The sequence below is a fragment of the Paraburkholderia edwinii genome (assembly GCF_019428685.1).
Taxonomy (GTDB): Bacteria; Pseudomonadota; Gammaproteobacteria; order Burkholderiales; family Burkholderiaceae; genus Paraburkholderia; species Paraburkholderia edwinii.
Window position 1 is genome coordinate 2,430,268 of sequence record NZ_CP080096.1, and the last position, 17,989, is coordinate 2,448,256.

9 protein-coding genes are annotated in these 17,989 nt (G+C 64.0%); all 9 read right to left on the reverse strand.

The window, feature by feature from the left end; all coding sequences use genetic code 11:
- Positions 1-104 precede the first annotated feature (104 nt).
- On the reverse strand, positions 105-2,753 hold the full coding sequence (locus KZJ38_RS32445; protein ID WP_246641878.1) for a secretin N-terminal domain-containing protein: 2,649 nt from the start codon (positions 2,751-2,753) through the stop codon (positions 105-107).
- A gap of 37 nt (positions 2,754-2,790) precedes the next feature.
- Entirely contained in the window at positions 2,791-3,348 is a 558-nt protein-coding gene (locus KZJ38_RS32450; RefSeq protein ID WP_219801132.1) for a hypothetical protein, read from the reverse strand.
- The gene (locus tag KZJ38_RS32455) at positions 3,345-3,962 is read right to left on the reverse strand and encodes a hypothetical protein (protein ID WP_219801133.1); all 618 of its coding nucleotides are present in this window, start codon (positions 3,960-3,962) and stop codon (positions 3,345-3,347) included. Before KZJ38_RS32455 ends, KZJ38_RS32450 begins: the two co-directional genes overlap by 4 nt.
- Positions 3,959-4,510: a PilN domain-containing protein gene (locus KZJ38_RS32460; RefSeq protein WP_219801134.1), complete on the reverse strand. Its 552-nt coding sequence runs from the start codon at positions 4,508-4,510 to the stop codon at positions 3,959-3,961. The genes KZJ38_RS32455 and KZJ38_RS32460 overlap by 4 nt, the downstream gene beginning before the upstream one ends.
- A complete protein-coding gene (locus KZJ38_RS32465) occupies positions 4,507-5,559 on the reverse strand; it encodes a hypothetical protein (RefSeq protein WP_219801135.1) in 1,053 nt (350 codons plus the stop codon). Before KZJ38_RS32465 ends, KZJ38_RS32460 begins: the two co-directional genes overlap by 4 nt.
- The gene (locus tag KZJ38_RS32470) at positions 5,552-7,204 is read right to left on the reverse strand and encodes a GspE/PulE family protein (protein ID WP_219803760.1); all 1,653 of its coding nucleotides are present in this window, start codon (positions 7,202-7,204) and stop codon (positions 5,552-5,554) included. The genes KZJ38_RS32465 and KZJ38_RS32470 overlap by 8 nt, the downstream gene beginning before the upstream one ends.
- A 179-nt stretch (positions 7,205-7,383) precedes the next feature.
- Complete coding sequence (locus KZJ38_RS32475) at positions 7,384-8,571, reverse strand: type II secretion system F family protein (protein ID WP_219801136.1); 1,188 nt, start codon at positions 8,569-8,571, stop codon at positions 7,384-7,386.
- Between the two features lie 113 nt (positions 8,572-8,684).
- A complete protein-coding gene (gene gspG, locus KZJ38_RS32480) occupies positions 8,685-9,101 on the reverse strand; it encodes a type II secretion system major pseudopilin GspG (RefSeq protein ID WP_219803761.1) in 417 nt (138 codons plus the stop codon).
- A 153-nt stretch (positions 9,102-9,254) separates the two neighbouring features.
- Positions 9,255-17,525, reverse strand: a complete 8,271-nt coding sequence (locus KZJ38_RS32485) for a discoidin domain-containing protein (RefSeq protein ID WP_219801137.1) — start codon at positions 17,523-17,525, stop codon at positions 9,255-9,257.
- Positions 17,526-17,989 lie beyond the last annotated feature (464 nt).

Below are 17,989 nucleotides of genomic sequence, written 5' to 3' on the forward strand. Positions count from 1 at the left end.
GCACGAGTCGCTATACGAATGACCGCATGAGCCGCAGCGCGCGCTGAAGCAATGCGCGCGCCGCGAGCGCGCCGCCGCCATCGTTCGCCACGCGCGCGCCCGCATCATTTCGCGTTCACCGTCAGATCGTACGGTGTCGGCGGCAGTGCGGTCACCGGAATGCCGGTCAGGCCGAGCAGCGTGCCCGGTTGCACCTGAATCGTGGTCTGCGACGACGGCGCAATCGCGCGGAACGACAGCACGGCGTACGTGGCCGATGCCGTCGCGCCCGACCCGCCCGAGGCAGAATCGGACAGACTCAGCTGGCCCGCCTGCCCGACACGGCTCGAGAAGTTCGTCTGCGCGCCGCCCTGCTTCAGGAAGTCGCCTTCCGATACCCCCGTGAATTGCAGCTTCGTGCTGTCGTAGGTCACGTTCGCGGGTACGATCAACAGCGGCTGATCCGCCTGCATCGATACCGTCACCGTGACCGAATCTCCGACCTTCACCTGCTGCGGCCCCTGCACCGTCATCTGCGCGTTGCCCGTGCCCGGCGCGCCGCCCGCGACGATCGGCTCGCCGTCGCCGCCCACGAAGCCGCCGGCTCCGCCGCCGACCGTGCCGCTGCCCGCCCCGCCGTAGTTCGAGCCGAGTCCGTTCGTGCCGTTGGTGCCGTTGGTGCCATTCGCACCTGAATTGCCGAAGCCGGACGAGGGCGACTTCGTCGGCGACGCCGAGTTCGACGACGAACCGCTGCTCGCCGATAGCGACGAGTTGCTAATACCGTTCGACTGCATGAGGCCCTGCGAATTGGTCTCGGTGCCGGCCGTGAAATACGCCGAAGCCGCATCGGGGCGCTGGATATTGCGGATCAGATGCGGCGTGATCGCGAGCACGATTTCGGTATTCTTGTCGTCGTCAGTGGTCGCGCCGAACAGGCGGCCCAGCACCGGCAACTGGCCGAAGCCCGGAATCTTGTTGCCCGAGGTGCGCTCCTCACTGTCGATCAGGCCCGCCAGTACATCGGTTTCGCCGTTTTTCAGCTGCAGCACCGTGCTCGCCGTGCGTGTGCCGATTTCATAAGCGGTCGTTCCCGAGTTGCCGCCCGACACGACATTGAGCAGGCTGCTCACTTCGAGCGCGACCTTGATGCCGACCGAGTTGTCGAGATAGATGGCCGGCTCGACGTTCAGCGTCAGGCCGACGTCGATATAGTTGACCGACTGCGAGACAAAGCCGGTCGAGGTCGCTGTCGACGTGATGTTCGGCACGCGTTCGCCGATCAGGATCTTCGCCTTCTCGTGATTGCGCACGCGAATGCGCGGGTTCGTCAGCAGCTTCGCATTCGAATCGACGAGATTCGCCTGCGCCGTCGCCTGGATCTGCGACACGCCGAGCGTCTTCGAGGTCTGGTGGAACAGGTCGTTCAGCGACAGCGCCGGCGGATTGCTGCCGCCCGACGACGGGATGCCGAACGATCCGCTGTTGAACGGATTGCCAAAGCCGTTGCCCGTGTTGTTGCCTGAACCCGTATTCGAGATCACGCTGCCGACCGGCAGCGGCGTCACCGTGATCGAATCGGGCCAATCGATGCCGAGGTTTTGCGTACTATTGCGCTGCACTTCGAGCACTTCGACTTCGAGCATGACCTCGGGCTCCGCGACGTCTTCGAGCGCGACGAGCTTTTCGGCCATATGGATCACATCGGGCGTGTCGCGCACGATCACGAGGTTCAGCTTTTCGTCGACGACGATGTCGTGCGCTTTCAGGATCGTCTTGATCGTATTCGCGACCGTCTTCGCTTCGGCGTTCGACAGAAAGAACGTGCGCACCGCGAGTTCCTGGTAGTCCTTTTGCTTCGCCGGCGTGTTCGGATAGATCAGCACGGTGTTTTCATCGAGCACCTGCTGCGCGAGCTGGTTCGTCGCAAGCACGTAACGCACCGCGGCTTCGATCGTGCTGTTTCTAAGGAAAATCGACGTGTGCTGATCGGTATGCACGTCCTTGTCGAACAGGAAGTTCATATTGGCGCTGCGCGAGATCACGTCGAAGACCTGCTTGAGCGAGGCGTCCTTGAAATCGATGTGAATCGGCCGCCGGTACGCGGCGGCGAGCGCCGCTTCGATGCGCGTCGCGCCGGAATCGAGCGTGAGCCGGCGCTGCAATGCAAGCGCGCGCGGATTTTCAGGCGCCTCGGTGAGCACCTGCTCGACAAGACGCCGCGCGCCGGCGGCGTTCTGCTTCGCCGCCATCGCTTCGGCCTGATTGAGCAGCGTATCGAGTCGCGCGGCCCGATCGAGCGCGGCGAGCCCGGCCTGCGCGCGTTCGTTGTCAGGGTCCAGCGTCAGCGCATGCTGGTACGACTTGCGTGCGGCATCGCGCGCGCCGCTCGCCGCAAGACGGTCGCCCTGCTCGTTGTCGTGCGACAGCGTGTTGGCGCGCACCGCAAGCCAGGTCGCGCGATATTGCGCATCGTGCGGCTCCTGCGTCATCGCTTCCTGCATCTTCGCGAGGCCTTCGTCGACCTTGCCCTGCGCGACGAGATCTTCGCCCGCGCGATAGGCCTTCTCCGCCGCGCAACCGGCCAGCAGCACCGGCAACGCGATGGCAAGCGCAATGGGCGCGCACCCACGCCAAAGCGAGCGCAAAGACAGGCGCACCGACAGACGCAAAGACAGGCGCAACCCCGCGCGCCCCATGCGTGGCTTTTCGCTCGACGCGGTGCCGCCGCTCAGACCCCGACGTCCATGTTGTTCTAGTGATTGCGTACGCAACGACTTGCTTCCTATGAATGCTTTCTCTTATTGCACGTCAATCGGCGCTGCCGATATCGATGGTCTGGACCAGCTTGAGCGGCAGGTACGTCAACGTCAAAACAGGTGGCTTGATCGCGTCGACGCGATACGTCGCATCGATCACGGACTGGTCGTGCACGATCACGGTCTCGTCGCCGCGCGCGAGATACACCTCCCACGCACCGTTCGAGGCCTGTTTGCCGATATAGGTGAACGGCAGGTTCGGCGCCATCGGCGCAGACGGCAGCGGCGGCACCTCGGCGCCCGCCGGCGCGACCGACGGCAGCGCCGGCGCCCACGTCTGGCTGCCGAACAGCTCGTGATGTCCGCTGCCGGCCGAGCCGAACAGGTCCTTGCGCGAGCGCAGCGCGGCGATGCCGACGATCGATCCGTTGTCCGTACTTGCGGCTGTCGTTGCGTCTGCACCGCGGTCGGCCTGGCCCGCTGCGCGGTGAGCCGCCCCCGCGCGCGGCGCCGCTTCGACGACCTGGTCGGGCGAATCGTGATTACCGAAAATCAGCAGGCCGCCGCACGCGACGAATGCGACCGCGAGTACTGCGTGCAGAGGCTTCATCGTTGTGCCTCGCCCGCTGCGACCAGTGCGCTCGTGTTGGCAGCGCCCTTGCCCTGCGCCGCGGGACGCAGGAATACCGTGAAGCGCAGACTCGCCTCGACGGTCTGGTCGTTCGCGGAGCTGCGTTTGAAGCGCATGTCGTCGAGCGCCGCGTACGGCACCGTCATCAGCACCTTTTCGCAGAAGCTGCGCAGTTGCGCATAGCCGCCTTTGACGGGCAGCACGATCGTGTAGGTCTCGAAGCGCCCCGCGGCATCGCGCGCGGGCTTGTATTCTGTCTTGTCGAGCACGACGCCGGTCTCGCTCGCAGCGTCGAACAGATGCATCACCACTTGCTCGGTGTGGCCTGCGTCGCCGAGCGCCGCGTAGAACGCGTCGAGCCGCTGGGCCGCGAGTGCCTGCGGTGAAATCACGGGCGCGGGCGGCGGCGCCGAACGCGCGCGCGCCACGGCACGCGCTTCGTCGGCGATACGCGCTGTAAGGCCCGGCAGCAGCACGAACCACATCGCTGCCGCGCCGATCGCGAGCACACCGGCCGCGAGCGCATCGACGCTCGTGCGGCGCAGCGCCAGCTGCGTCCATAACAGCGCACGCGTCAGATTCGGCATTTTCATGACGCGCTCCTGCGCCACTGCGCTTCGATCTGGAAGCGGATCACGCCGTCCATCCGGTCTTTCGACATCTCGTGCCTGACGAGATCGACGCGCTCGAAGAGCGGCTGCTGCTGGAGCGCTTTCAGATAGTCGATCATCGCGTCGCTGCCAGTGCCTTCGGCTTCGATGCGGATCAGCGCACGGCTTGCGTCGGGCGTGACCGACAGCAACGCGACTTTCGGCGGCGTCGCGGCTTCGACGGCATCGAGAATGTCGTCCCATGGCAGGTTCAGGCGCGCGACCGCGGCGTTGACGGCCGCGCCCTGCTTCGCGTCGACCGGGCGGCTCGCGACGCTCGCGCGTGCACGTGCCGCCTGCGCGTTGTGCGAGGCGATGCGCTCCTGCTGACTTTCGAGTACGTCGAGGCGGCCGAGCAACTTGTGTGCGCGCAGGCCCGCGATCACGCACGCGATCAGTGCCGCCAGCGCGAGCAGGCGTATCAGCGGATGGCTGCGGTACAGCTGGCGGCGCGCACTGAGCGGCGCGAGATCGATATGCAGGCGTTTCATCGCGATGCACCGCCGCGGCTGCTTAACACGATTTGCGTGGCCAGTTGGGCGGCGGAAGATAACGTGGCGTACGCGCCTTGCGGCAATGCCGGCGATGCCTGCACCGCGGTGCATGCGCGCACTTCGATCATGGCCTTGCTCGGGCTCGCGTTCGAACCTGCGTCCAGGCTTGTGCCCGTGCTCGCGTTTGCGCCGCCGCTTCCCGATGTCGTCGCGATGCGCTGCGTTTGCTGCCAGGTCTGCGGCAAGCGGCCGTACACGTGCAGTACCTTCGGCGCCGGCACGTTGTCGAGCAGCGCCGTACGCGCGAGTTGCTCATTCAGCCACGCGAGCGGCGGCGTCTCGTCGCTCAGCTTTAACGTGCGCACCGCGGCAAGACGCGCGCGTCGTCCCGCGCCGCCGATCACGCCGAGCGTCAGCGCGCCGTCGTGCAGCGTCGCGAGCCATGCGTCGCCAGTCACGCGGCGGCGCCAGCGGTTCCATGCGCCGACGAAATTCGGCGAAGTCGAAACCAGGCAACTGCGTTGCGCACGCGCCGCGAGTTGCAGCGCAGTATGCAATCGCGCCGGCACCGCGCACGCGAGAAAAGGCTTTGTTGCATGCCAGTCTGCGACGAGGCGCCACGCGGCCAGCGATTCGCCGTAGAGCATCTGGAAACGCACTTCGGCCGCTGTGCGTAGATCCTGCACGCGCGTGCCGTTCGGTGGCGGCGTCACGATAAAGTAGCGCACGAGGTCGTCGCCGAAGCTCGCGTGGATCGGCAATCCGCTGCAGCCCGCTTCGTCGAGCGCGCCGGCGATCAGCGCGGCGAGGTCGTCCGCTGACGCAGCGCCTGACCCATTCGATGAGATACCGCGCAGCGAGCGTTCGGCAATGACCGGCGGCAACGTCGCGGCTTTGCGCGGCGCCGCGGCGCTCGCGCGCAGCGCCGCCACGCCATCGCGCGAGAACCCGATATGGCACACGCCGCGGCGCCACTTCAGCGAAACCCGCGGCAAACCGGGAAGCGAAACCGGCTTTGCCCCCAAACGCTTCCAAGCGTCACGCATTGAGAGTCACCCGTTTCACTTCGGACAGTGTCGTCTCGCCGCGCTTCACCTGCGCGAGCGCAACCTCGCGCAGATGGCGCGTGCCGTTGCGCCGCGCCACTTCCTTGATCAACCGGATCGGCTGCTTCTCGACGACCATATCGCGAATCTCGTCATCGAGAATCAGAATCTCGGCAATCGCGCGGCGGCCGCGATAACCGGTGCCGCGGCAATCGCCGCAGCCCGCGCCCTGGCGGAAATCGAAATCGGCGACGTCCGCGCGCGTGAGGCCGACGCGCGCGAGTTCCGCATCGGTCGGCGTATAAGGCGTCGCGCAATGCGAGCAGTTCACGCGCAAGAGGCGCTGCGCCCAGATGCCGTTCAACGCGGACACGAACGCATAGGGGTCGATGCCCATATGGCTGAAGCGGCCGAACACGTCGAACACGTTGTTCGCGTGCACGGTGGTCAGCACAAGGTGGCCCGTCAGCGCGGACTGCACCGCAATTTCAGCCGTCTCGCGGTCGCGGATTTCGCCGACCATGATCTTGTCCGGGTCGTGCCGCAGAATCGAGCGCAAGCCGCGCGCGAAAGTTAAGCCCTTCTTTTCGTTGACCGGAATCTGCAGAATGCCCGGCAACTGGTATTCGACCGGGTCTTCGATCGTGATGATCTTGTCGCGGCCGTTATGAATTTCGGTTAGCGCCGCGTAGAGCGTGGTCGTTTTGCCCGAGCCGGTCGGGCCCGTCACAAGCAGCATGCCGTACGGTTCTTCGGCAAGGCGACGCAGCGCTTCGAGCGATTCGCCGTCGTAGCCGAGCGCTTCGAGCGTCAGCGACCCGTACGCTTCGATCATCGCTCGCTTGTCGAGAATACGGATCACCGCATCTTCGCCGTGAATGCTCGGCATGATCGACACCCGCAAGTCGATATCGCGCCCGCCCGCCGCGACGCGGAAACTGCCGTCCTGCGGCACGCGGCGTTCGGCGATATCGAGTTCCGCGAGCACCTTCAGACGCGAAATGACCTGCTCCGCGGTTTCGACGCCGTGAATCGTCGCGGCCGCATCGAGCACGCCGTCGACGCGATATTTCAACGCGAGGCCCGTCGCCGTGCTTTCCATGTGGATATCGGATGCGCCGGCTTTGAGCGCATCGTAGAGCGTCGAGTTGACGAGCTTGACCGCGGGGCTCGCGGCCTCGCTGACGGTCTCGAACGACAGCACCTGCGCCGTGCGTCCATCGGCGCGCGCTTCGCCGCCGTCGGTCACGAGGCTGTCGACCGCGCGCGCCGATTCCTCCATGCGCGTGTGGTACGCCTGCAGATCGGACGGCAGTGTCACGCAGATCTCGATCGGGCCACCTGCCTGCGCGGCGAGCCACGTCTGCAGGTCAAGATCGAACGGGCTGGTGACGACGCCGATCAGCGCGCCGGCGTTGTTCCGCGCACTATCGCTCGCATTGTCGAGCGCATCTCCCGCCGCATTGTCCAAACGCCGCAGCAACGCGCAGCGCCGCTGCATCGCGCGCGACAGCGGCACGCGGTCGAACACGGGCTGCATCGCGAGCATCGCGGGCGTTTCGATCACCTGCATGGCGAGCTGCTGCGCGAGCGCCTGCAGCAATTCGCGCGGCTCGCTACCCGTCAGCGCTTCGAGCTCGACCATCAGATGGCGTTGCGTCGCCGATGCAGCCGCACGTGCGCGCGCGAGCAGTTCGGCATCGAGCTTTAGCGCGGGCTTCTCCGATAAAACCGGTTGCGTGGGCAACGGTTCGATCAATGCCTCCAACGTCTCCGAGGCATCCGGCGCTTCGGACACCAATGGCAATACATTCGCGGGCACGCTCACGACAAACTCTCCGCCAGATCGAAAATCGGCATGTACAGCAAAATAACGATGGTCCCCACTACCAGACCGATCGCGGACATCAGCAACGGTTCGAACAGCCGCGTAAAGCGGTCGATCCAGCGGCTGATCTCGCCGTCGTAGAACGCCGCCGATTTGGTCAGCATGTCGCCGAGTTCGCCCGAGCGTTCGCCCACGCGCAGCATGCGCAGCGAAATCGGCGTGGTCAGGCCTTCCTTGTCGAAGGCGCTCGACAGATTCGTGCCGGACTGTACGGCCAGGCGCGCTTGAGTCAACCGTTCGCGCAGGCCGGGCGAGATCGTGCCGCTTGCCGTTTCCATGGCCGGCACGATTGGAATGCCGCCTTCGAGCAGCATGCCGAGTGTCAGATACAAGCGTGACAATTGATAGATGCGCAAATGCGGCCCGATCACCGGAATGCGCGCCAGCAAGGTAGCCAGGCCCGCCTTCGCGATCGCCGCGCGCAGCACCGTGCCACCCATAAACGCGATGCCAACCGTCGCGGCCAGCAGCGTCAAGCCGTGCCCGGCCGCAAACTTGCCCCAGTCGAGCAATACCTGCGACATCCACGGCAGTGAGCGCCCCGTGCCTTCATAAATCGTGGCGAACCGCGGCACGACATACGCAATCAGAAACGCCGCCACGCCACCGCCGACAAACAGCAGAATGCTCGGATAGATCGCAGCACTGACCAGCTTGTTGCGCACGAGGTCGATGCGCGACTGATAGTCGATAAAGCGTTGCAGCGAGCGCGGCAAGTCGCTCGTGCCTTCCGCGGCGCGCACGATGCCGATATAAAGCGGCGGAAACACATCGGGCTGCTCGGCGAGCAGACTCGAAAAGCGCTTGCCTTCGCGCAACCCCGACAGCAGCCGTTCGAGCACACCGCGCAGGCGTCCGCTGCCTTCGCGCTCGAGCAGCGCTTCAAGCCCCTCGACGATCGACAACCCCGCCGTCAGCAGCGCGAGCAGTTCCTCGCTGAACAGCACAAGCGACAGCGCGCCGCGCGAGGACGCCGGACGTCGCAACGAGCGCCGCGGCACAAGCCGCGTCGCATGCAGTCCGCGCGCTTCGACCTGACGCCGCGCATCGTTCTCGTCGTGCGCATCGATGACGAGCGCGACGATCTGATTGTCGGGCGCAAGCGCTCTGACTTCGTATTGCATGGTGTATCGCCAGGGTTTACAGACGATGCCGGTGGCCCATTTCGGGCGCACCGGCATCGCACGTGATGATCAGTAGTCCGTGTATCTTTTCGTTGTTGCGTTTGCGTCTGCGTTTATTCGCTGGTGATCTGCGCGCTTTCTCCGTTCGTGCCCGACTGGCTGTCGGGTCCGTTCGAAATAATCGCGTAGTCGCTTTTCGCACCGGGAATCTTGTAGATGTACGGATGCCCCCACGGGTCCATCGGCACTTCCTTCTTCAGATACGGTCCCGCCCATTTATCCGCATTGGCCGGTTTCACCACCAGCGCGGTGAGCCCTTCCTGGCTAGTCGGATAACGGCCGACGTCGAGCCTGAAGTTGTCGACTGCCTTCGTGAACACGTCGATCTGCGCGCGCGCGACCGTCACCTGCGACTTGCCCAGTTGCGCGAAGTAGCGCGGCCCGACCAGCGCCGCGAGCATGCCGATGATCACGAGCACGACCAGCAATTCAAGCAGCGTGAAACCGCGCTGCCTGCGATGCCGTTTCATGCTCGGCGCCGCCAACGCTCGCGTATCAACTACCTGCGCGAATGCCTGCGTACCGCTTCCCTGCGTGCTACTCATACCGAACCGCCACATCGATCATCTCCTCGGTGCGCCCGCGGATGCGGGCGCCCTTATTTGCTCTTCACTTGTTGCCGCTTAGAAGCCAATCCCGAGCACCACATGCTCCGGCTGCGGCGCAACGATCGTCGAACTCGCATCGCTCACGTCGTCATAGGCGAAGCCGTAGGCTTGTCCGCTGATGCCGTGATCGTGGTAGAACCGCGCGTACTCGTTCGACGGCGAAGCTGCGTACCACGTGGACGGGTTCGCCCACTTGTTGACGTCTTCCGCCACGTGACGGTTGAGCGCCGCGCACAGTTGCGCCTCGATCGCAAGCTCCGTCGAATTACCGGTTGCCAGCGCGCCGCTACCCTGCAGGACGTCCTGCGTGGTCGGCTTGTTCACGACATACGTGCCGCCCACGAACGCGCCGTTGTTCAGATTCGTTTCGCTGAACACGAGCTGGCCGCCCTGCACCTTGCCGACAAACTGGCGGCTATTGCCGAACATGTTCAGCACGAGGCTATTCGACGAGTAGTACTGCCACACCTCGTTCACGTACGCGTCGAAGTAGTTGCCGTTCGCTTGCCCTGCCGCGAAGCTGCCCTTGGCCGGCGCCATGATGCGGAACTGCGACGACGGCTGCGGCTGGAACGCGCTCGACACTTCGTTTGCGTACGCGGCGAACAGATCCGCGCGATGCTGCGTAATACCGGTCTGCTGGTGGAACGTGTGATTCGAGCCGTACACGTCCTGCGTCATCGGGAAGCCGAACTCGTCGACCTGCGTCGTGTTGATCCACAGGCCGTTGTCGCCGTACGTGAACTCATACCAGTCGAACATCACGTTCAGGTTCGGGTCGGTCGGGTTCTGCGGATTCGGACCGGCGAAGCCGATGTTGTTGTTCGCGTCGTTCAGGATCTTCAGGAACACCGGGCTGCCGAGCGACACATAGATGCGGCCCGAGAACAGCTTCGGCAATTGCAGCGTCTTGCTCTGTGCGAGCGTGAACGCGTAGTTCGCATAGTTCTGTCCGTCCGGTCCCGTCAGGTGGTTCTGTGCATCGTTGTCCGACACCGCCGATGCGACGATCGTGCCGTCCGGCTTGAGCCACGCGAACTGGCCCGTCGCCGGGTCGCGCGCGATCACGAGCACATAGACCTTGTCGTCCGTGTACGCGCCGTTCGTGTTGTTCGCGAGATCGACCGACACGAAGCCCTGCTTCACCGTGTAGTTCGGGAACGCGCTATTTACCGTCAGCGTCGCGTCGTTCGACGTCACCGGACCGTTTGCACCAGTCACGACGACGCTATACACCGCGCCGCTGTCGCCGGCCGTCGTGACCGGCGTGTCGTACGTGCGGCTCGTCGCGTTCGCGATCGGCGTGCCGTTACGGCGCCACTGATACGTGACCGAACCCTTGTCCGACGGGATAACCGCGAAGTGGCCGTTCTGGCCCACCGGTACGGTCTGGCTCGCCGGCTGCTCGATAAAGGCCGCGACCGGTGCGCTCGTCGTGGCGCCGCTGTTGTACAGCTGGAACTCGAACAGCGAATCGCCATACTGCGTCGAACGCTGCGAGGCGTACATGCGCACATAGCGTGCGGTGACCGCCGGGAACGTCACATCTTCGAGACCGCCCTTGCTTTCGTTCTGCGTATAAGCCGGCGTCCAGGTCTTCTCGTCGTTCGACGTCTGGATCTGATACGCGAGTGCGTGCGAATTCTCCCAGATCAATACGGCGCGATCGAACGTCTGCTGCGTGCCGAGATCGACTTCGAGCCACTGCGGATCGGCGAAGCCCGAACCCCAGCGCGTGGTCGGATCGCCGTCCACCGCTGCCGTTGCCGGCAGGTTGCCGTTTTCGAGGCTGCTCGCCGTCGCCGTCTTGCGCAGTGCGAGGTTCACGCTGGCCGCTTGCGGCACGAAGTTCACGCTGATCGTGTGCGAACCGCTCACATTCGAGAACGTGTAGGTGGACTGCACACCCACTTCCTGGCCATCGACGAACATCTTGCCGACACCGTAGCCCGAATTCGGCACCGCCGTGAACGTCTGCGTGGCGCCTGCATCGATATTGACCGTGCCCGCCGGGCTCAGCGTACCGTTCGCGTCGCCGCTCGCGGTAATCGCCACCTTCGGCGTGGTCGCGTTGTTATAAACCTCGAATTCAAACAGCGAGTAACCATACTGCGACGCACGCTTCACACCTTGCATGCGCACGTAGCGCGCGGTCGTGGAAGGCACCGTCAAATCCTCGGTGCCGCCCTTGCCCGCGTTCTGCGTGAACACCGGGTTCCACGTCTTGCCGTCGTTCGACGCCTGCAGCTGATAAGCCGAGCCGTAGGCGTTTTCCCAGCGCAGCACAACGCGGTTGAACAGTTGCGCCTGACCCAGATCCACCTGCAGCCATGCGTTGTCGTTGAAATCCGACGACCAGCGCGAGTTCAGATCGCCGTCGACCGCGGCGGTCGCAGGGTAGCCGTCACCCTGCGTGCCGCTCGCCGTCGCCACCTTGCCGAGCGCGAGATTGCCGTTCGACGCTTGAACCGGGTTCGTGTTGTTGTTGCTACCGGTGTTGCCGCTGCCCGTGTTGCCGGTGCCGGTGTTACCCGTACCCGTGTTGCCCGTGCCCGAATCGGTGCCGCTGCCGGTATTGCCGCCCGTGCTACCACCGGTGCTGCCACCCGTGTTGCCACCAGCGTCGCCGGTCGTCGGCATGTTGAACACCTCGAACTCGAACAGCGAGTTGCCGTAGTCGCTGCTGCGCTTCGTGCTGTTCATCCGCACGTAGCGGGCCGTGACCGTCGTGAACGAAATGTCTTCGACACCGCCCTGACCTGCCTCCTGCGTGAACACCGGCGTCCAGTTGTCACCGTCGTTCGACGTCTGGATCTGGTACTCCACCGAGTGCGCGTTCTCCCAGAACAGCATGACGCGGTTGAACGTGCGCGGCGTACCGAAGTCCAGCCTGATCCACGACGGGTCGATAAAGGCCGACGACCAGCGCGTGTTCAGATTGCCGTCCACTGCATTCGACGCCGGATAGCCGTCGTTTTCGAGCCCGCTCGACTTCGCCGTCGCGCCGAGCGCGAGGTTCACCGCGCCCGCGCTCGGGCCAAACGTCACGTTCACGGTATGCGCCATCAGCACATCGTCGAACGTGTAGCTGCTAACAAGACCCACGTTCTGACCGTCGATCTGCACAGCCGTTACCGCGAAGCCGTCAGCCGGCGTGAACGTATAGGTCACCGGACCGCCCTGCAACACCTGCGTCGTGCCGGCCGGCGTAACCGTACCGCTGCCAGTCGAGGTTGCCGTGACTGCAAACTGCGGCGTATTCGCCGTGTTGTACACACCGAACTCGAACAGCGAGTAACCGAACTGCGTTGCGCGCTTCGTGCCGTGCATCCGCACGTAGCGAGCCGTGGTGGCCTTGAAGTGCACGTCTTCCGTGCCGCCCTTGCCGCCCGTTTCCGTGTACACCGGCGTCCAGCTCGAGTCGTCATCGCTGCCGTCGTTCGATACCTGGATCTGGTAGTCGACCGCGAACGAATCCTGCCAGCGCAACACCACACGATCGAAGGTCTGCGCCGAACCGAGATCGATCTTGATCCACGACGGGTCGACAAAGGCCGACGACCAGCGCGTGCCATCGTTGCCGTCGACCGCCTGCTGCGCAGCGTCGCCGTCGTTTTCGATGCCGCTCGCGGTGGCCTGCTTGCCCAGCGCGAGGTTGGCCGACGGTGCCGGCGGGGTGCCGCCGTTACCGCCGTTACCGCCATTGCCACCATTACCGCCGTTGCCGCCATTACCACCGTTACCACCGTTGCCGCCATTCGTGGCCGGCGTGACGGTCAGCGTCGCGTTGCTGCTCGGCGTGCTGCCGCCGCCATTGCTGACGATCACCGAGATCGTCGCGTTGTTATCGGTAGCGGCCGACGTCGGCGCCGTAATGAAGTACGGCACCGTCGTAATCGCCACGGCCTTGCCGTTCTCGAACCACTGGTAGCTGAACGGCCCCACGCTCGTCGGATCGATGCCAACCGTGAACTGCGCCGACGTGCCCTCGGCGGCCGACTGGCTAGCCGGCTGCGTGATGATCTTCGGCACCGCGATCGACGGACCCGCCACGCACAGCGATGCGCCCGGCGTGTTGTTCTTGATGCCGAACGTCGAGTTGCCCAGCGAGTCGACGATAAACGCATCGCCCGGCGTCGACGGCACGTCGGTCGTCGTCCACGTCGTCCACGGCAGCGGCATTGCGCACTGGTTCCAGTTCGCACGGGCAACCGTCAACGCTTCGGCCTGCGTCGGCAGACGCATGCCGATCGAGTTGCAGTACTCGGCCGCCAGATCCTGGGTGAACTGCGCGCCCTGCTGACGGAACGTCGTCGAGAACTGCTGCCACGTCTGACCGCTCACGTTGTCGCGCACGGTCGCCACGAACGGACCTTGGCCGAGCTGCGACAGATCCGACGGCGGCACATAGGTGCCCGCCTTCGCCGGAATCGGCGTGTAGCGCTCGGTGTTGCTCAGCGCATCGCACGCGGGGACGTCGTAGACGCCGAACTCAAACAGCGAATAACCGTAATCCGTGTGACGATGCTCGCCGAGCATGCGCACGTAACGCGCCGACGTGCTACGTACGGTAATCGTTTCGGTGCCGCCCACACCCGCGGGTTGCTTGTAGATCGACGTCCATTGCTTGTTGTCGCCCGTATCGTTCGACACCTCGATTTCATACTGATCGGCATACGCGTTTTCCCAGACGAGCTCGATCTGGTCAAACGTGCGCACCGCGCCGAAGTCGAGCTGGATCCACTCCGGGTCCACACCCGGCTCCGACGACCAGCGCGACGTGAGGCTGCCGTCGTTGGCCATCTTCGGTCCGAGACCGTCGTTCTGCACGCTGCTCGCCGTCGCCGTCGCACCGATCGCGAGGTTCGTCGCGCCGCCGCCGCTCACGCTCAGCGTGACGGGACCGAACGTCAAACTGGCCGCGGGGTTGCTGATGGTGACCGTGTAATTGCCGCTATCGGCATCGGTCGCCGACGTGATCACGAGATTCGGGCTGTTCGTGCCGACCACCGTGCCTTCATGCTTCCACTGATAGACCAGCGGCTGCGCGCCGCTCGCGACGACGGTGAACGTCACGTTCTGGCCGGTCGTCACGCTCTGGCTGTGCGGCGGAATCACGATGCCGGGCGGCGAGCCCTCGGCCACCGTCAGCACCGCGCTCTGCGACGGCTGCTGGCCCGCGCTGTTCTGGACAAGCACGCTGTACAGCGAGTTGTTATCCGCGAGCGTCGTGGGCGGCGTGATGTAGGTCGGGCGCGTCGCGCCAGCAATGGCGACGTTGTTCTTCATCCATTGATAGCTGAGCACCGGGGAGCCCGTCGCCACCACGTCGAATTCCGCGCTCAGACCGACCGTGACGGCTGCCGGCGCCGGCTGTGCCTTGATCTCCGGCTTCGACGGCTGCACCACAGTCAGCGTGGCCGCATTCGACGTCTGATTGGTGGTTCCGTTGCTGACGGCAACCGTATAGCTCGACTGGTCGTCGCTCGCCTGCAGCGTCGGTGTCGTATAGCTGAAGTTCGTCGCGCCCGAAATCGGCGTGTTGTTCTTCATCCACTGGAAGTGCAGCGGCGTCGAGCTCGCCGCGAGCACGTTGAAAGTCGCCGTCAGACCGACCGTCGACGTCTGGTTGGCCGGGTGGTTGATGATCTGCACGCCCGAATCCTGCGCCGCACCGATGATCAGGTCCTTGCCATCAAACGTTTGCGCGCTGCCCGTCGGCGCAACGTCGAAGCTGACCGTACCGCTGCCCAGGTTCGGCGAGGTCGCCGTCACGGTGACCGTGCCCGGCGTGAAGGTGCTCCTGACGACGATCTGCGTCAGGCCGCCTTCGGCATAGAGGCTCGCATCCTTCGGCGAGTGGAAATGCAGGGGTTTGCCATCCGTTACGTAGTGATCGCTGCCGCCGCGGTATTCGCCGGCCGCGCCGCTCACCGCGAACGTGATTTCCTGGCTCGCGTCCGGCACGACGTTGCCGTCCTTGTCGACCACGGCAACGTGAATGATCTCGGCGTCGGTACCGTTCGCCTTCATGACGAACTGCGTGCCGTCCGGCGCCACGAGTTGCGGTTCGGCCGTCAGCACGATGTGGTCGGCGGCGCCCGCCGTCACGAGCTTATCCTGCGTGACAACCTCCTGGTGATCGTTCAGACACTGGGCCACGAGCGTGCCCTGCTGAAATTGCACGTTATCCCAGTGCACCTGCCCCGGCAGCAGCGTGGTGCTCTGCGTCAGATTCGCGCTCGAATCCGAAGACGTCGGATTCGGCACCTGCGGCGTGCCGACCGGCTGGCCGTTCAGCACCAGGCTGACCGTCGGACAGTTACTGAACGCGTTGACGGTGACCAGGCCCGCGCGATTCCACGTATGCGCGAGTTTCACGACCGGCTTGCGGTCGAACGGCGTCCAGATTGCCTCGTACATGTAGTAAATCAGACGCGGCAGACGATTCTGGTCCATCATCGACGCGCCGTTGCCACGCACTTCTGAATTCAGCGTGCCGTCGACCTGGTCGACGATCTCGCCCGGGGTATCCGCGAGGTACCAGTGCGCGATACCCACCGACAGGGCCGCCACGCTCTTTACCCAGTTGTTCACATACGGCGCGGCAAACGCAAGCTCGAAGTCGTACTTCGCGCGGCCGACGCCGTTGCCCCAGTATTCGGAGCCGACCGACGGCGTATTCGGGAAGTTGTTCTTCACGCCGATGTCGCAGCCGTCGCCGCTACAGCCGAGCAGCCCGCCATTGTCGGGATTCGGTGTACGGTCGGCCTGCACGCGCGTGTTGATCGGATCCCACGTCTGCGCGATGCCTGCGAGTTGTTGCGCGAGCGATGTGACCATGCCACCGTTATTCGCTTCCCACGCGAGCACCGACGGGTGGTTGCGGTCATGAATGATCATGTCGCGGTGCAATTCTTTCTTCAGCTGGACGTCGCTCTGCGTCGTCAGACACCCGGTCGTCTGACCTTCATCGCAGATCGAACCGAAGCCGCCTTCGCCGTCACCGCTCGGCTGCAGCATCATGATGCCGTATTGGTCCGCGGCGTCGAGCCAGTCCGGCCCTTGTGCCGAGTGGCCTGGGCGATACAGTGCGCCGCCTGCCTGCGCGAGCAGGCTCAGATCGCGGAATTGCAGTTCGGGCGGCACGGCAGAGCCGAGCGCCGGGAAATCGTAACGGCCCGATGCGCCCCACAGGTAGCGCGCATGTCCGTTGAAAATCGGGAAATTCGTGTCCCACGTGAGCACGTGAATGCCGAGCGGCGTTTCCTTCGCATCGACCACCGTACCGTTCACGCTGACCACGTGGATCACGTGGTACAGGTACGGGCCGCCGTTCGCATCATTGTTCGGATACCAGAGCGTCGGGTTCTGAACCGTCATGACCTGCGTGAACGTCGTCGGGTTCAGACCCGGCGGCGCATTCGCAGGCACATTGTTGGTCTGCTCGTCGCTCGCGACGACCACGCCGTTCGCATCGACGATCTTCGTCGTCAGCGTCACGGGCTGGTCGGTCGAGTATTCGTTGAGCACGTTCGTCTGCACCTGAACCGTCGCCGACGCTGAGTTTGCGGCCGTCGTCGCGACGTAGGTGCCCCACGTCTGCAGCACCGAGAAGATGTTCTCGGGAATGTGCAGGCGGTCCGTGATGTGCATGATCACCGGGCGGAACATGCCGGAATCGCTCTGACCGAAGCGGAATGCGCCGCCGAAGCTCGGCGCCTGGAAGAACGCGTCGTTGCGCGCAGCCTTCACGGCGATCACGTTGTCCCCGCCGTTGAAATCGAGGTACGGCGTCGCGTCGACGATAAACGGGATGAAACCCATCACGTGCGTCGCATTCGGGTTGATCTGGCTGTTGCCCGGAATGAAGTGGCCGTTGATGTACACCTGCGCACCGACGTGCACGCCCTGGAACTCGATCAGCACCTTGCGGTTCTGATACGAGGAGTCGATCTTGAAGTGCTTGCGGTACCAGGTGATGTTCCCGGTCAGCTCGCCTTCGCCGCCGCCCGACTGCTCGTTGATGAACGTGTCGTCGTCGGAGGGCGATTGCGGCACGCCCTTGAACGCCCAACTCGAGTCGTCAAACGTTTGCGTCGAATAGAGAGCGTTGTCGCTGTCCTTGATGTACCGCCATGGTGTGTAGCCGAGATTGATGTCGACCCGGTTGGACGCCGGTACGACGACGCCCGCGACAGCGTGTGTCGCGGCGAATACCAGCAATAGCCAAAGAAGTGCAAGCCGGCCCGTGAGCCCCGATAAATGCCCAATGCGATCGCGCATCGTGATTCCCTTCTTCTGGTTTTACTACGCGTGGCTTTCTTTCGCCCTATTCGGCACAGCTCGCCGAAAGCGGACGTCGAAGTGATTGAGGTGCCATTGAGAGCGCTATTCCCCGGGGCGCTATGATCCGGCGTTCATTTAGCCGTAAAGAACTCGATGCGAAGTTGAGACGCGAAATGCGAAGTAATTTTTCGTGATGTCCGATTATCGGTACGCGTTATGCAGTAACCACGGGTGCAATGGAATTTTGAAATGAGCTGTGTGTTCGTGTACACAGCCAGTACTGGCGGGGCTTTCAGGCTTTTCGGCCGATGTGAGTCCGATGCTTATGCATGGCGCACAAACGGGCCTTGGTCTCCCCTACTCCATTGCTGGAATTGGGATGTAAATTACATTTCGTAATATTCTATTATGTTATTGTAATTTTATAGAAAGAAAAGTATTCATTCCGGCAGGCAGCCGAA